Annotated in this window: 15 protein-coding genes; 8 read left to right on the forward strand and 7 right to left on the reverse strand. The window is 45.3% G+C overall.

Annotated elements, in window-relative coordinates:
* Positions 1-2 precede the first annotated feature (2 nt).
* The 3 genes from DYADSP32_RS26155 to DYADSP32_RS26165 all read right to left on the reverse strand — a co-directional run bounded on the left by DYADSP32_RS26155 (position 3) and on the right by DYADSP32_RS26165 (position 3,524).
* Positions 3-1,802: a hypothetical protein gene (locus DYADSP32_RS26155; protein WP_414618070.1), complete on the reverse strand. Its 1,800-nt coding sequence runs from the start codon at positions 1,800-1,802 to the stop codon at positions 3-5.
* A 67-nt stretch (positions 1,803-1,869) separates the two neighbouring features.
* Complete coding sequence (locus tag DYADSP32_RS26160) at positions 1,870-2,901, reverse strand: FecR domain-containing protein (RefSeq protein WP_149240000.1); 1,032 nt, start codon at positions 2,899-2,901, stop codon at positions 1,870-1,872.
* Positions 2,898-3,524, reverse strand: a complete 627-nt coding sequence (locus DYADSP32_RS26165) for an RNA polymerase sigma-70 factor (RefSeq protein WP_149239999.1) — start codon at positions 3,522-3,524, stop codon at positions 2,898-2,900. The genes DYADSP32_RS26160 and DYADSP32_RS26165 overlap by 4 nt, the downstream gene beginning before the upstream one ends.
* Positions 3,525-3,734: 210 nt before the next feature.
* On the opposite strand from DYADSP32_RS26165, the gene DYADSP32_RS26170 reads away from it, so the two are divergent.
* Complete coding sequence (locus DYADSP32_RS26170; protein WP_149239998.1) at positions 3,735-4,445, forward strand: head GIN domain-containing protein; 711 nt, start codon at positions 3,735-3,737, stop codon at positions 4,443-4,445.
* Positions 4,446-4,613: 168 nt separating this feature from the next.
* Here the strand turns inward: DYADSP32_RS26170 and rhaM are convergent, their stop codons facing one another.
* Positions 4,614-4,928: an L-rhamnose mutarotase gene (rhaM, locus tag DYADSP32_RS26175; protein WP_149239997.1), complete on the reverse strand. Its 315-nt coding sequence runs from the start codon at positions 4,926-4,928 to the stop codon at positions 4,614-4,616.
* Positions 4,929-5,258: 330 nt separating this feature from the next.
* Positions 5,259-6,401, reverse strand: a complete 1,143-nt coding sequence (locus DYADSP32_RS26180; protein ID WP_149239996.1) for a DEAD/DEAH box helicase — start codon at positions 6,399-6,401, stop codon at positions 5,259-5,261.
* A 51-nt stretch (positions 6,402-6,452) separates the two neighbouring features.
* Here DYADSP32_RS26180 and DYADSP32_RS26185 point away from each other — a divergent pair, with 51 nt between their 5' ends.
* The 4 genes from DYADSP32_RS26185 to fabF all read left to right on the forward strand — a co-directional run bounded on the left by DYADSP32_RS26185 (position 6,453) and on the right by fabF (position 11,776).
* On the forward strand, positions 6,453-8,042 hold the full coding sequence (locus tag DYADSP32_RS26185) for a serine hydrolase domain-containing protein (RefSeq protein WP_149239995.1): 1,590 nt from the start codon (positions 6,453-6,455) through the stop codon (positions 8,040-8,042).
* A gap of 77 nt (positions 8,043-8,119) precedes the next feature.
* Entirely contained in the window at positions 8,120-8,677 is a 558-nt protein-coding gene (locus tag DYADSP32_RS26190; RefSeq protein ID WP_149239994.1) for a DUF2911 domain-containing protein, read from the forward strand.
* A 140-nt stretch (positions 8,678-8,817) separates the two neighbouring features.
* Complete coding sequence (locus tag DYADSP32_RS26195; protein ID WP_149239993.1) at positions 8,818-10,083, forward strand: PQQ-dependent sugar dehydrogenase; 1,266 nt, start codon at positions 8,818-8,820, stop codon at positions 10,081-10,083.
* A 439-nt stretch (positions 10,084-10,522) separates the two neighbouring features.
* A complete protein-coding gene (gene fabF / locus DYADSP32_RS26200; protein ID WP_149239992.1) occupies positions 10,523-11,776 on the forward strand; it encodes a beta-ketoacyl-ACP synthase II in 1,254 nt (417 codons plus the stop codon).
* Between the two features lie 66 nt (positions 11,777-11,842).
* Here the strand turns inward: fabF and DYADSP32_RS26205 are convergent, their stop codons facing one another.
* Positions 11,843-12,658: an HAD family hydrolase gene (locus DYADSP32_RS26205; protein ID WP_149239991.1), complete on the reverse strand. Its 816-nt coding sequence runs from the start codon at positions 12,656-12,658 to the stop codon at positions 11,843-11,845.
* Between the two features lie 151 nt (positions 12,659-12,809).
* Between DYADSP32_RS26205 and DYADSP32_RS26210 the strand changes: the two genes are divergently transcribed.
* Complete coding sequence (locus DYADSP32_RS26210) at positions 12,810-13,712, forward strand: EamA family transporter (RefSeq protein ID WP_149239990.1); 903 nt, start codon at positions 12,810-12,812, stop codon at positions 13,710-13,712.
* Between the two features lie 155 nt (positions 13,713-13,867).
* Complete coding sequence (locus tag DYADSP32_RS26215) at positions 13,868-14,812, forward strand: bestrophin family protein (protein ID WP_414618071.1); 945 nt, start codon at positions 13,868-13,870, stop codon at positions 14,810-14,812.
* A 68-nt stretch (positions 14,813-14,880) separates the two neighbouring features.
* Here the strand turns inward: DYADSP32_RS26215 and DYADSP32_RS26220 are convergent, their stop codons facing one another.
* The gene (locus tag DYADSP32_RS26220; RefSeq protein ID WP_149239988.1) at positions 14,881-15,117 is read right to left on the reverse strand and encodes a phosphopantetheine-binding protein; all 237 of its coding nucleotides are present in this window, start codon (positions 15,115-15,117) and stop codon (positions 14,881-14,883) included.
* 389 nt (positions 15,118-15,506) lie between these two features.
* On the opposite strand from DYADSP32_RS26220, the gene DYADSP32_RS26225 reads away from it, so the two are divergent.
* Entirely contained in the window at positions 15,507-17,060 is a 1,554-nt protein-coding gene (locus DYADSP32_RS26225) for a M20/M25/M40 family metallo-hydrolase (RefSeq protein WP_149239987.1), read from the forward strand.
* Positions 17,061-17,136: the final 76 nt, after the last annotated feature.

Here is a 17,136-nt window from a genome sequence, read left to right on the forward strand (position 1 = left end):
ATTCAGATCCGGTTACAAAACCGCATACCTACTTGAAAGCCAACCCATCCGTAACACTTTTTCTGCCCGTCAGGCTTGCCGTCGATCCAGATTGGGCGGATGCCTTTGCTTTCTGCACTCAGAATGCCCGTATAGTTGGAGGTGAACAAATTGAGCGACGGACCGGCGAATAGCGCAAATCGGCTGCCCAATTTTTTCTCAATGCTCATATCCAGGCGAAATACGCCACCTGGAATCTCGTCAATTTCCTGTCCTTCGAGAAAAAGTACATTGGCCGTAAGGTCAGCGTTGAGGGCCCATCCTTTTCCAAGATTTTGAGCAGTACCAACACCATATCCAAGGGAAGCAAGCGGTTTGTTATCAGCCAAACCATTAAAGCCAAGCGTAAAAATATTGTAAAACCGGCTTACACCGGTTTTGAATGCAAAGTTGAAATAGTTGAGCTCGTTACTTGAGAATTCGTACCTACGATATCCGTTTTGCCGCACATAGCTGAAAAGACCAAAGGGAATGGTTGCAGTGGAATCGGCATAGTTTATCAACCCGATCTGACGGCCTGACCGTACTCTTCGTGCATAATTGTAGCCGGCGGAGAGTTGCCAGCCATCGAGCGTAGATGCGATTACATTGCCCACACCAGCTATCTGAACCCCCTGGAAGTTGCCCTGGGTGTAATTTATAAAGTTGGAGCCCTGGAAGCCTGAAACATTTCCCAACGTGATGTTGACCACATTGGCATACTGAAAGCCCGTTACATTTTTTCCGACAATATTGCTGACTCCAGCGAGTTGAAAACCTCTTACATCTTGTCTGACTACATTAGCAACTGCGCCAATCTCGAATTTATTTACCCCCATTGAGTAGCCCGCAATGAAATTGATAGAAACATCATTGACAATGTTGCCGCTTAGACCATGGTTGGTACCTAAAAAAGGCAGGATGGAGGCCTGAAAAGGTCTATATAGCGTATCTGAGATGTTTTTTGTGTTAATGGCCTGACGCGCCGTAGCAAAGGCGCTGATAAGGTCACTTTGTACTTTTTGATAGGTTTTTTTGATCTTTTCATACTGCCTGGCAGCTTGCGGGGTCAGGCTCGTATCTGCGGGAAGGGCTACCCTGGGTTGCTCAGGTAGGCGGGGTATTTCCAGTTTGGGAGCCGGCGGTTCAATTCTTTCTGTGGCTCTTGGCGCGAGCACAGCAATTGTCCTGGTGGTATCCGGAGTTAGCTTGATGGGGAGATAGGTGTCCTTTCGACTAATAACAGGAATTGACCGGCCGATATACTCCTCCTTTCGCACTTCCAGCCGGATCGTTGCAGGCGCTGTTGGTAGCCTGATCCGGTAGTACCCGTATTGATTACTCACGGTCGACGCGAGTGTTACAGATTCGTAAATACTGGCATTGGCCAATTTTTCGCCCGTTCGATTATCGATAATGTAGCCGTTCAACTGAAAATTGTCCTGCACCTTGTTCTCCTCGGGAGCTGTATTCTTTTGAAGGATAATAAACTTTCGTCGCTCCTTAAAAGACACTTTGCCTTTGAGCAAATCCGTCAGAATTTCCCGGATGCTCTGGTTACTGGCCTGATAAGTGACCTTCACTTTGACGTCAACCACATCAGGACTATACGAAAAACTGAAGCCCCCCAGGTTACTTATTTTTTCTAGAACCTTGTCCAGTGGCTCGTTAACGACCTTGAACGAGATTTTCTTTTCCAGCAATTCCTGTCCGGAACTGTATCCGGACGCCAGAAGTAGCAGCCCGAGCAGTAAAAGATTGATAAAATTCTGTCTTGCTTTCAATGGAAGTTTTGGAGGTGAATCCGTGTTACAAAATGAAACGTGCATTCGCAAAATGGCATTTTCGGAATTACTTACATCCAGCACCTTCAAGCCAATACGTTTTGCCTTCTTTTCTGATTTTCAGGTGTAAAGTTTCTGCAATGACCGATAGAGTTGCATCAAGCGGTTCTTTTTCAAATCGGATCGTAAGCCTGCAATGCGAAATCTGATCACCGGAAAGTCTGACGTCCGCATGGTATCCATCCCTGATGGATGTCACCACGGAGTTCAATTCAGTTGCATTAAAGTCGAAAATCTTTGTTCGATAACCCATCAGGTTCATGTCGGGAACGATAGCGCGCAGGGTATCATCCAGCACTTCTACACTTTGCCCTTTCAGAAGATTTATTTCGTTTTTAGCTTTTCTTACCAAAACTTTCCCCGTAGCAACATCCACCCGGACGGGCTGCTTGTCATAAGCTTTTACATTAAATGAGGTTCCGAGTACTTTGATCTCCGCGCCATTGGCGTCGATGACGAAGGGATGGGCTTTGTCTGGCTTGACATCGAAGAATGCCTCACCTTTTAGCGAAACCGACCGTAGTTCACCGGAAAAACTTTGGGGATAGGTTATGGTTGAATTGTGGTTCAAAAATACTTTGGTCCCATCAGGTAAATAGGTTTCGGAAACATTATTCTGAGTGGTTAATGACAATAATTCCAGCGTTTTTTCTTCTCGAAATTGAAACCATCCGAATGCCATTACCAGTAAAGCCACCACGGCGGCCGCCCATAACGTAAGTGGCAAAGCTTTGTTTACAGGTAAAAGTGTGCGTTTCTTTGCCGTGTTCAGAAAGATAGGCTCCTGCTTCTCCGAACCAGGATTTCCGGATGCCATTTTACTTCGAACCCTGGCCCAGCCGAGATCCGTATCGAATTTCTTTTTAGTACTAATATCTCCCGCTTTTTCCCAAATCAATTTATATGCCGCCAGCGCACGGGCATTCGCAGGCGATGTTTCAGCCCAGCTTCGGACGTGCTCCAACTCCATTATGGAAGCTGTTTGATTGAAATATTTTGCTAACAGCTCTTCGGATATGTTGTCATGATGGTTGTTCATGGGTGTGATCTGAATAACTGTTCGTGTAATGAATAAACAATCACAAGCATTGCTGGCAGATAATCCGCGAGCGCACTACGTAATATTTTCAGGGCTTTCCCAATCTGGTTTTCTACCGTTTTAATGGAGATGCCCAACTGATCGGCTATTTCCTGGTATTTCAATTCTTCAAACCGGCTCATTCTGAAAGCGAGCTGGCATTGCTCAGGAAGGCTGCTGACCGCCGCTTCTATCCGCTCTTGCAACTCATTGGCATGAATTACCTCCGTCACCGATTCGTAGGATTGAGGTAGGAAATGCAGGCTATAATCACGGTGTGATTCGCGAACAGTAGCATGTTTGAAGCGATTCAGGCAATGGTTGTGAACCGCCCGATACAGATAAGATTTGAGAGAAAGTGTGATTTCAAGCTCACTGCGTTTTTCCCAGATAGACAAAAAAACGGTCTGAACCACCTCTTCTGCTTCCTCTTCCTCTTTTAATAGGGAATTCGCATAATTACACAATCGATCGTAATACGTACGAAAAGTCCGTTCGAAAGCCGTTTCGTCACCTTGTCGGATTGCGCTGACTATTTCGGGATCAGTAGTGTACACAATTGCCCTGTTTTGATTTTTTTTCAAAAATAGATAATCACTTTGGATTATAGGTTCGATATGTACAAGAGCGGTCGCTGCCACGTTTGAATCTTCTTTTGTATAGGACAACTGTACAAGTTATTCCCCCTACGAGAAAAAATTTTATTTTAAATAGGGGTCTTGGCAGGTTGAATTGTCATGAATAAAACGGGAAACTTGTTCCCGAAGGAAATTCCAGTTATCAATTTATTAGCCATGAAAAAGTACTTTTTTGCCTTTGCTGTTCTGCTCTTTTCTCAATCCTGCGTTTACGTAGAGTCATTGGATGATGTACCACCAAGAGGGCAGAGCACCAGAACCTATGATTTCAAGAATTTTACGGCTGTACAAGCCGGGAATGCATTTCGTGTGCACATTGTTGCAGGCAATACCTATGAGGTTTCGGCTTCCGGAGAATTAAACGACCTTGATGATCTTCAGATATTTGTCCAGAAGGGCGAACTGGTTTTACGTTACACCGATGGCTGGCACAATCGCCGTGGAAGAATTGATATCGATATTACCATGCCGGTTCTTACAAGCCTTGATTACACCGGCGCGGTCGATTCGGATGTGACGGGATTTGAAAACATGGATGACGTCGAAATTGATCTTTCGGGAGCGTCAAAGTGTGATTTTGTGGGATCAGCCCGACGAATAGAATTTGATCTAACTGGAGCCTCACAGCTGTATATGGAAGGAGAAAGCCAATACCTGAATGGTGAATTGGCCGGAGCTTCGCAAGTCAATGCGTTTAACTATATGGTCGAAGAAGCGGATATGGATTTGTCCGGAGCCAGCACGGGAAAGGTTTGGGCCACCAGGTTTCTGAAAGTTGATGCCAGCGGAGCCAGTACTGTTCGTTACAAGGGCAATCCAAGCATTCAGAAGCAATTGTCGGGAGGGAGTACGCTTCGCCAGGAATAGGCGGGTTGCTGCCAGAAGGAGAACCAATCGGGCGGAAACGGTCGTTCTACTGGAAATTTTATTTTTCTCGTAATGCATATGAAGACAACTTCATATGCATTTACGGTAGGGCACCATGAACATCTTTGGTGTTTTATTTCATCGCTATTCCCTTACTCTTTGTATGCTTTAATCCAAATGAAAAACTTCTATTAGTGGAACACTCACGGGTGAATTGTCGGGATTGGTTTCCATGACTGAAGCCATGTAGGCCCACCATTTTTTCACAATGTCTGTCGTTCCCAAATCCTGTGACGATCCTGATCCATCCTGTTTTTGCACAGCAAAAAGTATGTTGGTTTCTTCATCAAGAAAGATGGAATAGTCATTGATGCCGTTGTCCTTCAATAGTTTTTTGAGCTCAGGCCAGATTTCATCGTGACGTTTTTTGTATTCTGCGGCCTGGCCGGGGTTCAGTTTCATTTTAAAGGCAGCGCGGCGCATGACTTATGATAGTTTAAGGTTAGATTCAGAAGCGGTTCTATAAATCCGGCAGATATAGTTAAGGTTTTATTTCCAGTGTTCTACCCATGGTTGCCTGTGTATAGAAGTGAAAAAAACTGCCCCCTTTACCAGAGCTAGATTTGAAAAGTATCCCTACTTTTTTACTTTGTAAATGGCCATTTCATATTCGTACCTGTTGAAATAATTCCTGGTGGCAAGCGGAATTTTTTTTGGACCATAGACCCTATTCCCGGCATACAGTTTTTTGAACTTATCTAGGCCATGAAAAGGGAGAATGAGGGAGTCGGTAGTAACGTGGAGATGGGATTTTCAGTACCCCATCAAATCCAGATCAAAGCTCTCTTTCATCTCCACCCTTTTACCCATTTTTTTCTGGATAATTTTGAAGTGATGGGCATCTTCAGGAATGACGAGGGAAATGGCTTCGCCGGATGCTTCTGCTCTGCCGGTACGACCAATTCGGTGAACGTAATCCTTGGGTGACCTGGGGAGTTCAAAGTTGATCACGTAGGGGAGGAATTGGATATCTATGCCCCTTGACACCAGATCAGTTGCCACGAGCACGGTCAGCTTGCCGGATTTGAACTTATTCAGCGCTTCAGTTCTGGCTCCCTGGCTTTTTCCGCTATGCATGGCCGCGGCCTGTATTCCGTTTTTGTTCAGTTTGTCTACCAGGTTATCCGCTGTTCGGGTGGCCGACACAAATACCAGAACCTGCTTCATTTCGCCAGTTTTAATAATGTACCGCAACAAAGGTCCCTTGCGCTCGGGATCCACGAAATAAGCCGTTTGTTTAATGAGGTCAATATTTTGCGCTTCTTCTTCAATTTCTATTTTGACGGGATTTCTAAGAACGCTCTTGTGAATGGCGTCGATCTCGTCCCCCAAGGTAGCAGAGAATAAGATACTCTGGCGTTTTTTGGGCAGCAGGAAAAATATATCCTTCATTTCATCAGCAAAGCCCATATTGAGCATTTTGTCGGCTTCGTCCAGTACCAGTATTTCAGTGTCCGAAATGGTCAGTGCTTTATGAGAGAGCAGGTCCAGCAGGCGTCCGGGTGTGGCCACCAGAATTTCCACATTTTGCAGGCCAATCATCTGTGGGTTGATTGAGACACCGCCATAAACAGCTAGTGTTTTCACTTTTCTCGGAAGCTTCTCACCAAAGGTCTGAAACACCACGGCGATCTGTACGGCCAGTTCACGTGTAGGAACAAGCACCAAGACCCTGATGGACCTGTTTTTGGGCGAGCCTTTGGACTGAAACCATTCGAGAATAGGCAATACAAAACTGGCCGTTTTCCCGGATCCGGTCTTGGCTATCCCCAAAACATCATTTCCATTCAAAATAGCCGGTATGGCCTCTTTTTGAATGGGATATGGCTGAGTATAATTCTGTTCAGTTATGGTTTTTAATATAGGTTCTGAAAGTCCGAGTGATTGAAATGGCATAATTAGAGCGAATACGGGCAAATATTTTTTTACAAAGGTATCATTATAAATATGATCGTAAACAGAAGGGCGTTTTTGCAGCAGGCGGGCCTGGGAGCATTGCAACTCGGATTGGTCGGTTATCTTGCACAATCTTCGTGGGCAGAACCATTGAAGGCCGGGCAGCTACCCCGAAGTTTACCTGAAGCGCAGGGAGTGTCCTCGCATGGAATTCTTGACTTTGTAAATGCGATCGAAGCCAGTAAATTAAATCTGCACAGCCTGATGGTACTCCGTCATGGTCAGGTGCTGGCAGAAGGCTGGTGGGCTCCTTATGCCCCCCATCTCAAACATACGCTTTATTCGCTGAGTAAGAGTTTTACATCCACTGCTATTGGATTGGCCGTGGATGAAGGCAGGCTGTCCATCGAAGATAAAGTTTTGTCATTTTTCCCAAAAGATACTCCAGCCACCATAAGCGGGAATCTGGAGAAGATGCGGGTGAAGGATCTGCTTACGATGTCCACAGGCCACGCTAAGGACTCAACGCCTTCTTTACGTGAAGCCGGAGACAGCAACTGGGTCAGGTCATTCCTGGCATTGCCCGTTGAGCATGAGCCTGGTACATTTTTCGTTTACAATAGCGGAGCGACATACATGCTTTCGGCCATAATTCAGAAGATTACAGGAATGACGCTACTGGAATACCTCAGCCCCAGGCTTTTCAAACCTTTGGGAATTGAAGGTGCGGACTGGGAGGTGGATCCCAATGGAATTCATACTGGAGGTTGGGGTTTGCGTGTAAAAACGGAGGATATTGCCCGTTTCGGGCAGATGTATCTGCAGAAGGGAATGTGGAAGGGCAAAAGGATACTGTCTGAAAAATGGGTAATCGACGCCACCAGTAAGCAGGTTAATTCCAAAGGCGGCTCTGCTAGGGCCGATGATAACGATTGGCAACAGGGTTATGGCTATCAGTTCTGGCGTTGCAGGCACGATGCCGTACGGGGAGATGGTGCTTATGGGCAATATTGTATCATAATGCCCAAGCAGAATATGGTTATTGCCATTACAAGCGAAACGGGAAATATGGGTGCAGTGCTGGATGAAGTGTGGAAACATCTATTGCCAGCCGTGAAATCCGAACAGCTCTCGGCTGACCGATCGGCTCAAAACGAGTTGAAACAAAGACTTTCAAAGCTCGCTTTACCATTGGCGGCAGGAAAAGCGGTATCTGAAAAGTTGGCAGGTGTGAATGGTAAAAGATTCAGTATTGCTGAAAATGCCCTGCATGTAAGTCAGGTTTCACTATCCTTTCAGCCCGATTCTTGTATTTTCAGCATCACGGATGATAAAGGTCAACATCAGGTCGAGAGTGGTATAGGCTCTTGGAAAGAGGGGTACACAGACCTTTCAACCCTTCCTTTGAAACTTGTACTGACACCGGTGCCGGGAGAAAAAAGAACTAAACTTGCGGCCAGTGGAGGCTGGATAAACGACAGTACTTTTGAAATGACCTGGCGATTTATTGAAACGGCCCATTATGAGACGGTTACATGCAGGTTTGAAGGCGAAGGTATTACCGTAGCTTTCAGGAGAAGTCTTGCTATTTTAGGGAACACCAAAGACGCTCGGCCGATATTAAAAGGAAAGCTAATATGATTCTCACAAAAGCTTCATTTTTGGTAGTTCGCCTTGTAGATATTTTATTCATTACTAAACAACCCGCTTACAAACACATGAAAAAAACGATTATTCTTTCGATGTTGATTTGCCTGCTGACACTTGGCGCCAAAGCACAAAAATTCAGAGGCCTTGACAAAAGTCCGCGTGACATCGCTTACTATCCGGACCATTTTGCCCATGATCGCAAGGATGGCCAAAAAGCACTTATTAAAGTGGCCTACAGTAGACCGTTTCTGAACGGTCGGGAGATTTTTGGCAAAAAAGAGCCTTATGGCAAAGTGTGGAGGCTGGGAGCCGATGAGTCTACAGAGATCAAATTTTATCAGGATGCAACCTTCGGAGGTAAGAAGGTGAAAGCCGGTACGTACTCGATGTTCGCCATTCCCGGAGAGAAGGAGTGGACGATTATTTTAAGCTCGGATGTAGACTATTGGGGTGCTTACAAGTACAAGGAAGCGAATGACGTGTTGCGCACTACGGTCCCTGTATCTCCTAAACCGGCAGCACCGATTGAAAATTTCTCAATTGTTTTTACCGGAGACAAAGCGGATAAAGCAGTGATGGCTCTGGGCTGGGAAAACACCGTGGTGGAAGTGCCAGTCACTTTTTAAAAAGGTTTAAATAGGGCCTGCTACTTCAACGAAACCTTGGTTTTATCCGTGGTGTGGCACCATTATTTTATTCGGCCATGTATCAGACAGATCCGATCTGACTGATACATGGCTGTTTTATTTTTAAACCAAGTAAAATTATGAAAAAGGCACACCTCATTCTTGTCTCGGTATTGGGGGCAAGCGTACTCATAAACTGTGGCGGCCCCAGTAAGGAAGAAAAAGATGCTGCGATGGAAACCGGTGCAGATGTGATCCAGACCGAAACAGATAGTCTTACATTGCCCGCACCATACGCCACAAAATCTGTAACGAACCGCCCTGAGGAAGTGGGGTGGTCCGATGGTCGGACGCCCAAGGCACCGGAGGGCTTTGTAGTTACCAAGTTTGCAGATGGGCTTAAAAATCCCAGATCTACATACATTGGTCCCAATGGCGACATTTTTGTAGCGGAATCGGCGACAAAAAATAGCGCTGATCGGGTTACCGTTTTAAGGGATACAAACAAAGACGGTGTGCCGGAATTGAAGGAGGTTTTTCTGGAAAAACTGAAACAGCCATACGGGATGTTAATTTTAGGTAGTTTTTTCTATGTTGCAAATACCGATGGGCTTTACCGGTACCCATATAAGGCCGGCGAAACAAAAATTACAGGTAAGGGTGAGAAAATCCTCGACTTACCTGCGGGCGGCTACAACAATCACTGGACTCGAAACCTGATTGCCAATACAGACGGTTCGAAGATTTATGTGTCGGTTGGTTCTGCCAGCAATGTGGCAGAGCATGGCATGAACATAGAAAAGCGCAGGGCTAACATTTTGGAAATAAATCCTGACGGCACCGGAGAAAAAATATATGCGAGTGGTCTGAGGAATCCGGTAGGTATGGATTGGGCACCTGGCACCTCAACCCTTTGGACTGCCGTAAACGAGAGAGATGAACTCGGCGATGAACTGGTTCCTGATTACATTACCAGTGTGAAACCGGGTGGCTTTTACGGCTGGCCCTATTCGTATTTTGGTGCAAATAAAGATCCCCGAATGAAAGGCGAAGGTGCAGATCTGGCAGCGAACGCTATTGTTCCCGATGTTCCGGTGGGCTCTCATACGGCCTCATTGGGAATCACTTTTTACAATGGTTCCAAGTTTCCTGCCAGGTATCAGAATGGTGCATTTGTGGGACAACATGGTTCCTGGAATAAGTCAAAATTAGCGGGTTACAAGGTTGTTTTTGTTCCTTTTAAAGATGGGAAACCATCAGGCAAGCCCGAAGATTTCCTTACTGGTTTTGTGGATAATGAAAATACAGTGTTTGGCCGTCCGGTTGATGTGACGGTAATGGAAGATGGTTCTTTGTTGGTTAATGACGATTCCGGCAATAGCATCTGGAGAGTGACGAAGAAGTAGTTTTATAAATTTTTTGAGAATACACAGCGGCCGGGTTCATTTGGATCCGGTCGTTTTTCAATTAATATTACTGTAGCTTAATCCAACCTGAATAGTAGGTTCCTATGAGGCTTCGGTCTTTCAAGTGCTAAGTTGCTTGGATTATTCATTTTTTTAAAGCGTAAAGTTCTTGCAATAAATCAGCTGCAACTACGGGCAAACAACATTCTGCTGAGACCATAAATTGTATTTACCAGGCTAATGGGCATTATAACCATCGGAATAATTTCTTTTGAGCTAATGAACATTAATAATGGATTTGCGTCTAATTTTGCAGCCTTCCGACTGAGATCGCAGGCCATGATCGTTGATACAACGATATTTTTCCTGGGGCAGTCGTGCAAATTTTATAGATAGTATTTTCGAGGAACAACCGCTTTGAATTGTCAATAACAAACTTATGAAAAGAGTAGTAGTTACAGGCCTTGGTGCGCTTACGCCGCTGGGAAACACGGTAGATGAATTTTGGAAGAATATACTGGCCGGCAAAAGTGGAGCCGGACCAATCACCAAATTCGATACTTCAAAGTTCAAGACGCATTTCGCATGTGAGGTGAGGGGGTTTAACGCAGAGGAATTTATCGATAAAAAGGAAATTAAGAAGTATGATACTTTTACACAGTATGCCATTGTGGCCAGTGATGAGGCCATCAGGGATGCTGGGTTGGATTTTTCGCAAATGAGTGAGGTGGATCGCTATGAGGTTGGGGTGATCTGGGGGAGTGGTAACGGCGGGATCACGACCTTTGAGGAGCAACTAAGGGAGTTTCACGGCGGAGACGGCACACCAAGATTTAATCCGTTTTTTATACCTAAAATGATTGTGGACATTGCCGCCGGTGTTATATCCATCCGTCATAAGCTGCACGGCCCTAATTACTGCACGGTGTCGGCCTGCGCGTCGTCCAACAATGCTTTGATTGCCGCATTTGATACAATCCGCCTTGGCAAGGCGACCATCATGATCGCGGGAGGTTCGGAAGCTGCCATTACGCATTCATCTGTCGGAGGTTTCAGTTCTGCTCAGGCATTGTCTAAGCGCAACGATGATCCCGAAACTGCTTCACGCCCATTCGATAAGGATCGGGACGGTTTTGTGATGGGAGAGGGTGCGGGTGCTCTGGTATTGGAAGAACTGGAACATGCCAAAAAAAGAGGGGCGACCATTTATGCGGAAATGATCGGCGGAGGTATGGCAGCGGATGCATATCATTTGACTGGAACGCCTCCGGATGGTTTGGGTGCATACCTGGGTATGTCCAAGGCGCTCGCTGATGGTGGTGTTTCGCCTGAGCAAATAGACTATGTCAACGCCCACGCTACTTCGACAGGGCTGGGTGATATGAGCGAGTTGAATGGAATTAAAAGATTATTCGGCGATCACCCGGTTGTGATTGGCGCGACCAAATCCATGACAGGACATTTGTTGGGCGCCGCAGGAGCTGTGGAAAGTATCGTAAGCGTACTGGCTGTAAAACATGATGTGATACCCGGCACGATCAATACGCAAAACCTGGATGAGGCCGTTCCTGACGGGCTGAATATTATTCTGGGTGAATCAAAATCACAAACAGTTAATTATGTACTCAACAATACCTTCGGTTTTGGAGGTCATGTAGCGAGCTCTGTATTCCGAAAGTATATAGAGGACTAGGTTTTAGGTTACAAAGAGGCCACCGAGGAAGAAGAGCGGACGCCGCGTTCGCTCTTCTTGTATTCTTTATCCTTGTGTAACCTTCCAGTCAAGCAATGTTGTCAGCACTTCTACCACGCCGTTTTCATCGTTGCCTTTAGCCATGAAACGCGCTACTTTTTTAATGTCCGGATGTGCATTGGCCATGGCATAAGAATAATATCCTTTTTGAAGCATCTCAAGATCGTTGAAATAGTCGCCGAATACCATAGTTTCTTCAAAGGAAATACCGAATTTCTTTTGCAAAACGGCCATGGCAACACCCTTGTTAGCCTGTTTGTGCGAGATGTCGAGCCAGATAGGTCCCGAGACTTTAACCTGTAGTGTATCTTCCAGATTTTTGTAATGCGGATAACTGTTCGCCTCCGAGCCGGCCAAATCACATAAAGTGAATTTAAGGAATTGGTCGTCCGTCACCTGAAGCAGATCCTCCACAATTTCGTAGCGTTCGAAATAGAGCTTGAGGTGATCAATAAATTCGGGTTCGGCGCTTTCCACATAAGCCTTTTTCTTTCCGCAAATGATGGGGTACGTTCTGGTAATTGTTCTTGCAGTACGGATCAGATTGCTAACCGTTTCGTGATCGATTGCCTGTATATGGATTTCCTCATCCTTAAACACCACATAGCTCCCATTTTCTGCGGCGAAGATTACTTCATCTTTTACGGAGTCCAGTGTCTTCAAAAGATTATAATACTGGCGGCCACTTGCGGCAACGAAGATGATTCCCTGCTCTTTTAACTGGCGAAAAGCCGGAAGAAATGTTTCACTTAACTCGTGTTTGGAATTAAGAAGAGTTCCGTCCATATCGGTCGCTATAAGGCGAATATCGGAAAATGACATAGTTTGATAATTGATTCAATTCATTAAAGCGAAAGATGCGTTTAAGGTTCCGCGGCCGGTAACTTTATTAAACTTAGTGAACCCGGAACGGCGCGGGTCTGTTAGGAGAAAATACAGTCAAATAGCGAAGTAAGTTTTCTTTTTTGTGTTCATGAAGTTCTCTAAATATTACCTTTCTGCGATCGTCTCTTTCATTATCTGGGGTTTTTTTAGCCTGGCATTGAAACCACTCCGTGGTTATGCTTCGCTGGATATCTTGTTTTACCGCGTGTTTTTATGTGCCGTGATTATGGTCATCATCAGCTTATTTATCAGAATAAGGGTGTTGAAGGAAAACATTCGGTTGTTTACAAAGATGCCTGGCGAGCAGAAGAAACAAATGATCGGGCTCACCTTTCTTGGAGGGTTTTTGCTTACAGCCAACTGGTTCTTTTTTATCTATGTCATGAATCACATCAGTGTAAAGGCCGCGTCTTTTGCCTATTTGGTTTGCCCGATACTAACGACCGTGATCGCTTACTTCGTTTTAAATGAGAAGCTTAGTAAATGGCAATGGGGTGCAGTGGTATTAAGTGGAATAAGTTGTCTGCTCCTTTCGTTCAATAATATAGCCGATGTGGCGTACAGCATGATCGTAGCGGTATCCTACGCGATTTATCTGGTGAGTCAGCGAAAGAATGCAGGATTGGATAAATTTCTTATCCTCACGGTACAGATTTTGTTTGCTTCTCTGATCCTCCTGCCTTTTTATCCGTCGTTTAGCGAATCCCTGCCAACAGAGGCTACTTTTTACTGGGTTATTTTACTCATAGCCGTCGTTTTTACGATCACGCCATTGTATATGAACCTGTATGCTTTGCAGGGAGTCAATTCTTCCACCATGGGAATCATGTTGTATCTCAATCCGCTGCTGAACTTTCTCATCGCGTTGCTCTATTTTCATGAGCCGATCAATGGTTTTCAGATCGTGGCCTATTCGCTGATACTGATTTCCATTCTGGTGTTTAATGAAAGGCATATTTTTGGAAGACGCAGAGCGGTGGTTACAGGCTAACTGGGGTAGGAAGGTTGCGTTTTTTCTGGTAACAAAGTCTGTCTTACCTTTGTAGTAATTGTAAGTTCTTTTAGAAAAGACCTGTTATATCCATTTGCCTTATGTATGTAAACCGTTACCTGTCTCCGATAATCGTCTATTACTACTCTTGGCGAATGGTCCTTTTTTCGCTTTTTACAGGCTCGATGGCTATTTTCGTTTATGAATATCTGGGCTGGAAATGGGTAGCTATCCCTTGGTTGCCGGTATCGCTGGTTGGTACAGCTACTGCCTTTTTTGTTGGTTTTAAAAATAATCAATCGTACGACAGAAGCTGGGAAGCGAGGAAAATATGGGGGAGTATCACCAACCACAGCCGGTCTTTTGCCGCCGCCTTAAGAGGGTTTGCAGGAACCCATTCCACTGCGAAGGGCGATATGCAAGGTGAAATAAAAACCATTATTTACCGGCATATTGGCTGGCTTTATGCTCTCAAATGGGCTATGAGACAACGTACTAACTGGGAGCACCGCGACAGGGCCAGTAAGCGGCAAAGGATGGCGCTACATAAAACCCACGAAACATTCGAAGAAGAAATTGCCAGATACCTTTCTTCTGAGGAGGTACGATGGGCACAGGGCAAGCAGAATATCGCTACGCAGCTACTGGACAGACAGTCGCAGCACATAGGCAACCTCAGAGCAAGATTGCTGATTGATGCTTACCAGCATGTGGATCTGCAGAGACATATTTCTTCCCTATATGACGAACAAGGTAAAAGTGAACGTATTAAAAACACGCCGTTTCCGCGACAATATGCCACCACTTCCACGCTTTTTATCTTCGTTTTTCTGACCTTACTCCCATTTGGATTATTACCGCAGTTTGTGGATCTCGGAGAGCGCACCATGTTTTTATTGATACCATTCAATCTGATCGTCTCGTGGGTTTTTATGTTTATGGAGTACGTGGGAGATGTAAGCGAAAACCCATTTGAGGGTTTATTGAATGATGTCCCGGTTCAAACGATCGTAAGGAATATTGAAATTGACCTGAGGGATATGCTGGGAGAGGAAAATCTTCCAGAGAGGATAAAACCCGTTGCCGCAGCTTTACATTAATTCATGCGCCGGATGCCCACGAAAAAAATAACATTCCCGTTGAAAGGGGCCGGGAATGTTTAAATCAATTAAGCAAGTGCCTGTACCTTTGCCATCAGGTATTCATTGATCTGGCGTACGGTTTGCAATTTGGAATAATCTTCATCTGGAATGGCCACCTGAAATTTATCTTCCATTTGTAGAACGAGATCCACCGTGTCGAGACTATCAAGTCCCAGGTCGCGGGTCAGAACTGCATCGTCTGTGATGGCAGAATTGGGTAGACCGCAGCTGGCGGATATTAATGAACGAAGTTGCTCTTTCATGGATAATTTTTAGTTGAATGGTTTGATACTGGTTTGAAAAGTATAAGTTCAAATCATGCAATGCTGCCGAAGGTGAGTGTAAATGGATTAAAAATTACTCTGTTTCTTTATATAACCTTACAGTTCCAAGATGGTTACTTTTAAGTCAACGGCAGAACATCAATCTGCTATATAAGGCATACGCTAAATCTTTTTCTGCTGTTGCAATATCGATCGTGCTTAATTTTCCACGTATCGTAGTCAGCTGATTTTACTGTATTACTCGGAGTCGGGGCAGCGGTCTCGCGCCGATTGTATATCTTGGATGGACGTGAAAAACGAATCGGGTTTGCTTGTTCGATAATGGAAGTGGGAAATTGAAAATAATAATAAACTATAAATTACTCGATATGATAAGGTTATCCCAATTTGTTCTTTTTGTTTTGATGGTATCTGTGCAGCTGGTTGGATTTGCCCAGTCCAAAGATCCGGTAGTAGACGCAATCGTTAAAGAGGCATCGCAAAATTCACAACTGGAAAACTTGGCGCATGAATTGCTCGATGGGATTGGTCCCCGACTGGTGGGTACGCCTCAGATGCAGCAGGCCACAGATTGGTCATTGGCAAAATACAAAAGCTGGAACATCACTGCAAGGGCAGAGAAATGGGGCGAATGGCGGGGCTGGGAGCGGGGTATCTCTCATATTGACCTGGTATACCCCCGTACGAAGTCGCTTGAAGGGATGCAGCTTGCCTGGAGTCCTTCCACAGGTGGTAAATCGGTGGTGGCGGAAGTAATTATCATTCCTGACCTGGCCGATTCGCTTGCATTTCAGAAATGGCTTCCAGCTGTAAGGGGTAAATTCGTAATGACTTCAATGTGCCAGCCCACGGGCCGTCCAGATTACAACTGGCAGGAATTTGGAACAAAGGAGTCATTTGAAAAAATGAAGAAAGGTAGAGACGAGCAGACAGAGGCCTGGGCCCGGCGAATCGCAAAAACCGGATACAATGCACGGACATTAACCCTGGCCCTTGAAAAAGCTGGAGCCTCTGGTATTGTGACTTCCTACTGGTCCAAAGGTTTTGGCGCCAATAAAATATTTGGTGCCAATACAAAAACAATTCCCACAGTCGATATCTCACTGGAAGACTACGGTCTGCTTTACCGGCTTGCAGAATCCGGAACGATACCTAAGATCAGCCTGCGTACGGATTCTAAGGAAAATGGCGTTGTGCCGGCATTCAATACCATCGCTGAAATAAAGGGAATTGAGAAGCCCAATGAATATGTGATCCTTTCAGCCCATTTCGATTCCTGGGATGGCGGAACAGGTGCTACCGATAACGGCACAGGCACCATCATTATGATGGAGGCCATGCGCATTCTTAAAAAGATATATCCTAACCCCAAAAGAACCATTTTAGTTGGTCATTGGGGGAGTGAAGAGCAGGGATTGAACGGCTCTCGGGCATTTGTGGAGGATCATCCGGAAATTGTGAATAACATACAGGCTGTGTTTAACCAGGATAATGGGACCGGAAGGGTAATTAACCTGGCTGGACAGGGTTTTTTGAATTCTTACGAATATCTTACGCGCTGGCTGTCAAAGGTTCCGGAAAATGTTAAAACACACGTGAAGACCGAATTCCCTGGTGCGCCAGGTGCGGGCGGTTCGGACTTTGCTTCTTTTGTGGCAGTGGGAGCTCCTGCGTTTTCTTTGAGTTCGTTGAACTGGTCTTATGGAACCTATACCTGGCATACCAACAGGGACACTTACGACAAGATTGTTTTTGATGATGTCCGTAACAACGTTATTCTGGCAGCCATTATGGCCTATCAGGCGAGTGAAGATCCAGTTCGGACTTCACGCGAAAAAAGTGTTTTACCGCCGGATGCCAAGGGACAGCCAGGACTGTGGCCGGCGCAAAGAAAAGCAACCAGAAGAGGTGGTGTGGATTGATATGCAATAAGTTGCGAGAGGTGTGTTTGTGTGCTTTGTGAGCATGGAACATACCAATAGTTAATTGAAGACCGCC

It is taken from the genome of Dyadobacter sp. 32 (genome assembly GCF_902506755.1).
Taxonomy (GTDB): Bacteria; Bacteroidota; Bacteroidia; order Cytophagales; family Spirosomataceae; genus Dyadobacter.

Excerpts from the sequence above, each read along its gene's own strand:
- DYADSP32_RS26160 (WP_149240000.1), bottom strand. The coding sequence starts at position 2,901 with ATGAACAACCATCATGACAACATATCCGAAGAGCTGTTAGCAAAATAT.
- DYADSP32_RS26170 (WP_149239998.1), top strand. The coding sequence starts at position 3,735 with ATGAAAAAGTACTTTTTTGCCTTTGCTGTTCTGCTCTTTTCTCAATCC.
- rhaM (WP_149239997.1), bottom strand. The coding sequence starts at position 4,928 with ATGCGCCGCGCTGCCTTTAAAATGAAACTGAACCCCGGCCAGGCCGCA.
- DYADSP32_RS26180 (WP_149239996.1), bottom strand. The coding sequence starts at position 6,401 with ATGCCATTTCAATCACTCGGACTTTCAGAACCTATATTAAAAACCATA.
- DYADSP32_RS26185 (WP_149239995.1), top strand. The coding sequence starts at position 6,453 with ATGATCGTAAACAGAAGGGCGTTTTTGCAGCAGGCGGGCCTGGGAGCA.
- DYADSP32_RS26190 (WP_149239994.1), top strand. The coding sequence starts at position 8,120 with ATGAAAAAAACGATTATTCTTTCGATGTTGATTTGCCTGCTGACACTT.
- DYADSP32_RS26195 (WP_149239993.1), top strand. The coding sequence starts at position 8,818 with ATGAAAAAGGCACACCTCATTCTTGTCTCGGTATTGGGGGCAAGCGTA.
- fabF (WP_149239992.1), top strand. The coding sequence starts at position 10,523 with ATGAAAAGAGTAGTAGTTACAGGCCTTGGTGCGCTTACGCCGCTGGGA.
- DYADSP32_RS26205 (WP_149239991.1), bottom strand. The coding sequence starts at position 12,658 with ATGTCATTTTCCGATATTCGCCTTATAGCGACCGATATGGACGGAACT.
- DYADSP32_RS26210 (WP_149239990.1), top strand. The coding sequence starts at position 12,810 with ATGAAGTTCTCTAAATATTACCTTTCTGCGATCGTCTCTTTCATTATC.
- DYADSP32_RS26215 (WP_414618071.1), top strand. The coding sequence starts at position 13,868 with ATGGTCCTTTTTTCGCTTTTTACAGGCTCGATGGCTATTTTCGTTTAT.
- DYADSP32_RS26220 (WP_149239988.1), bottom strand. The coding sequence starts at position 15,117 with ATGAAAGAGCAACTTCGTTCATTAATATCCGCCAGCTGCGGTCTACCC.
- DYADSP32_RS26225 (WP_149239987.1), top strand. The coding sequence starts at position 15,507 with ATGATAAGGTTATCCCAATTTGTTCTTTTTGTTTTGATGGTATCTGTG.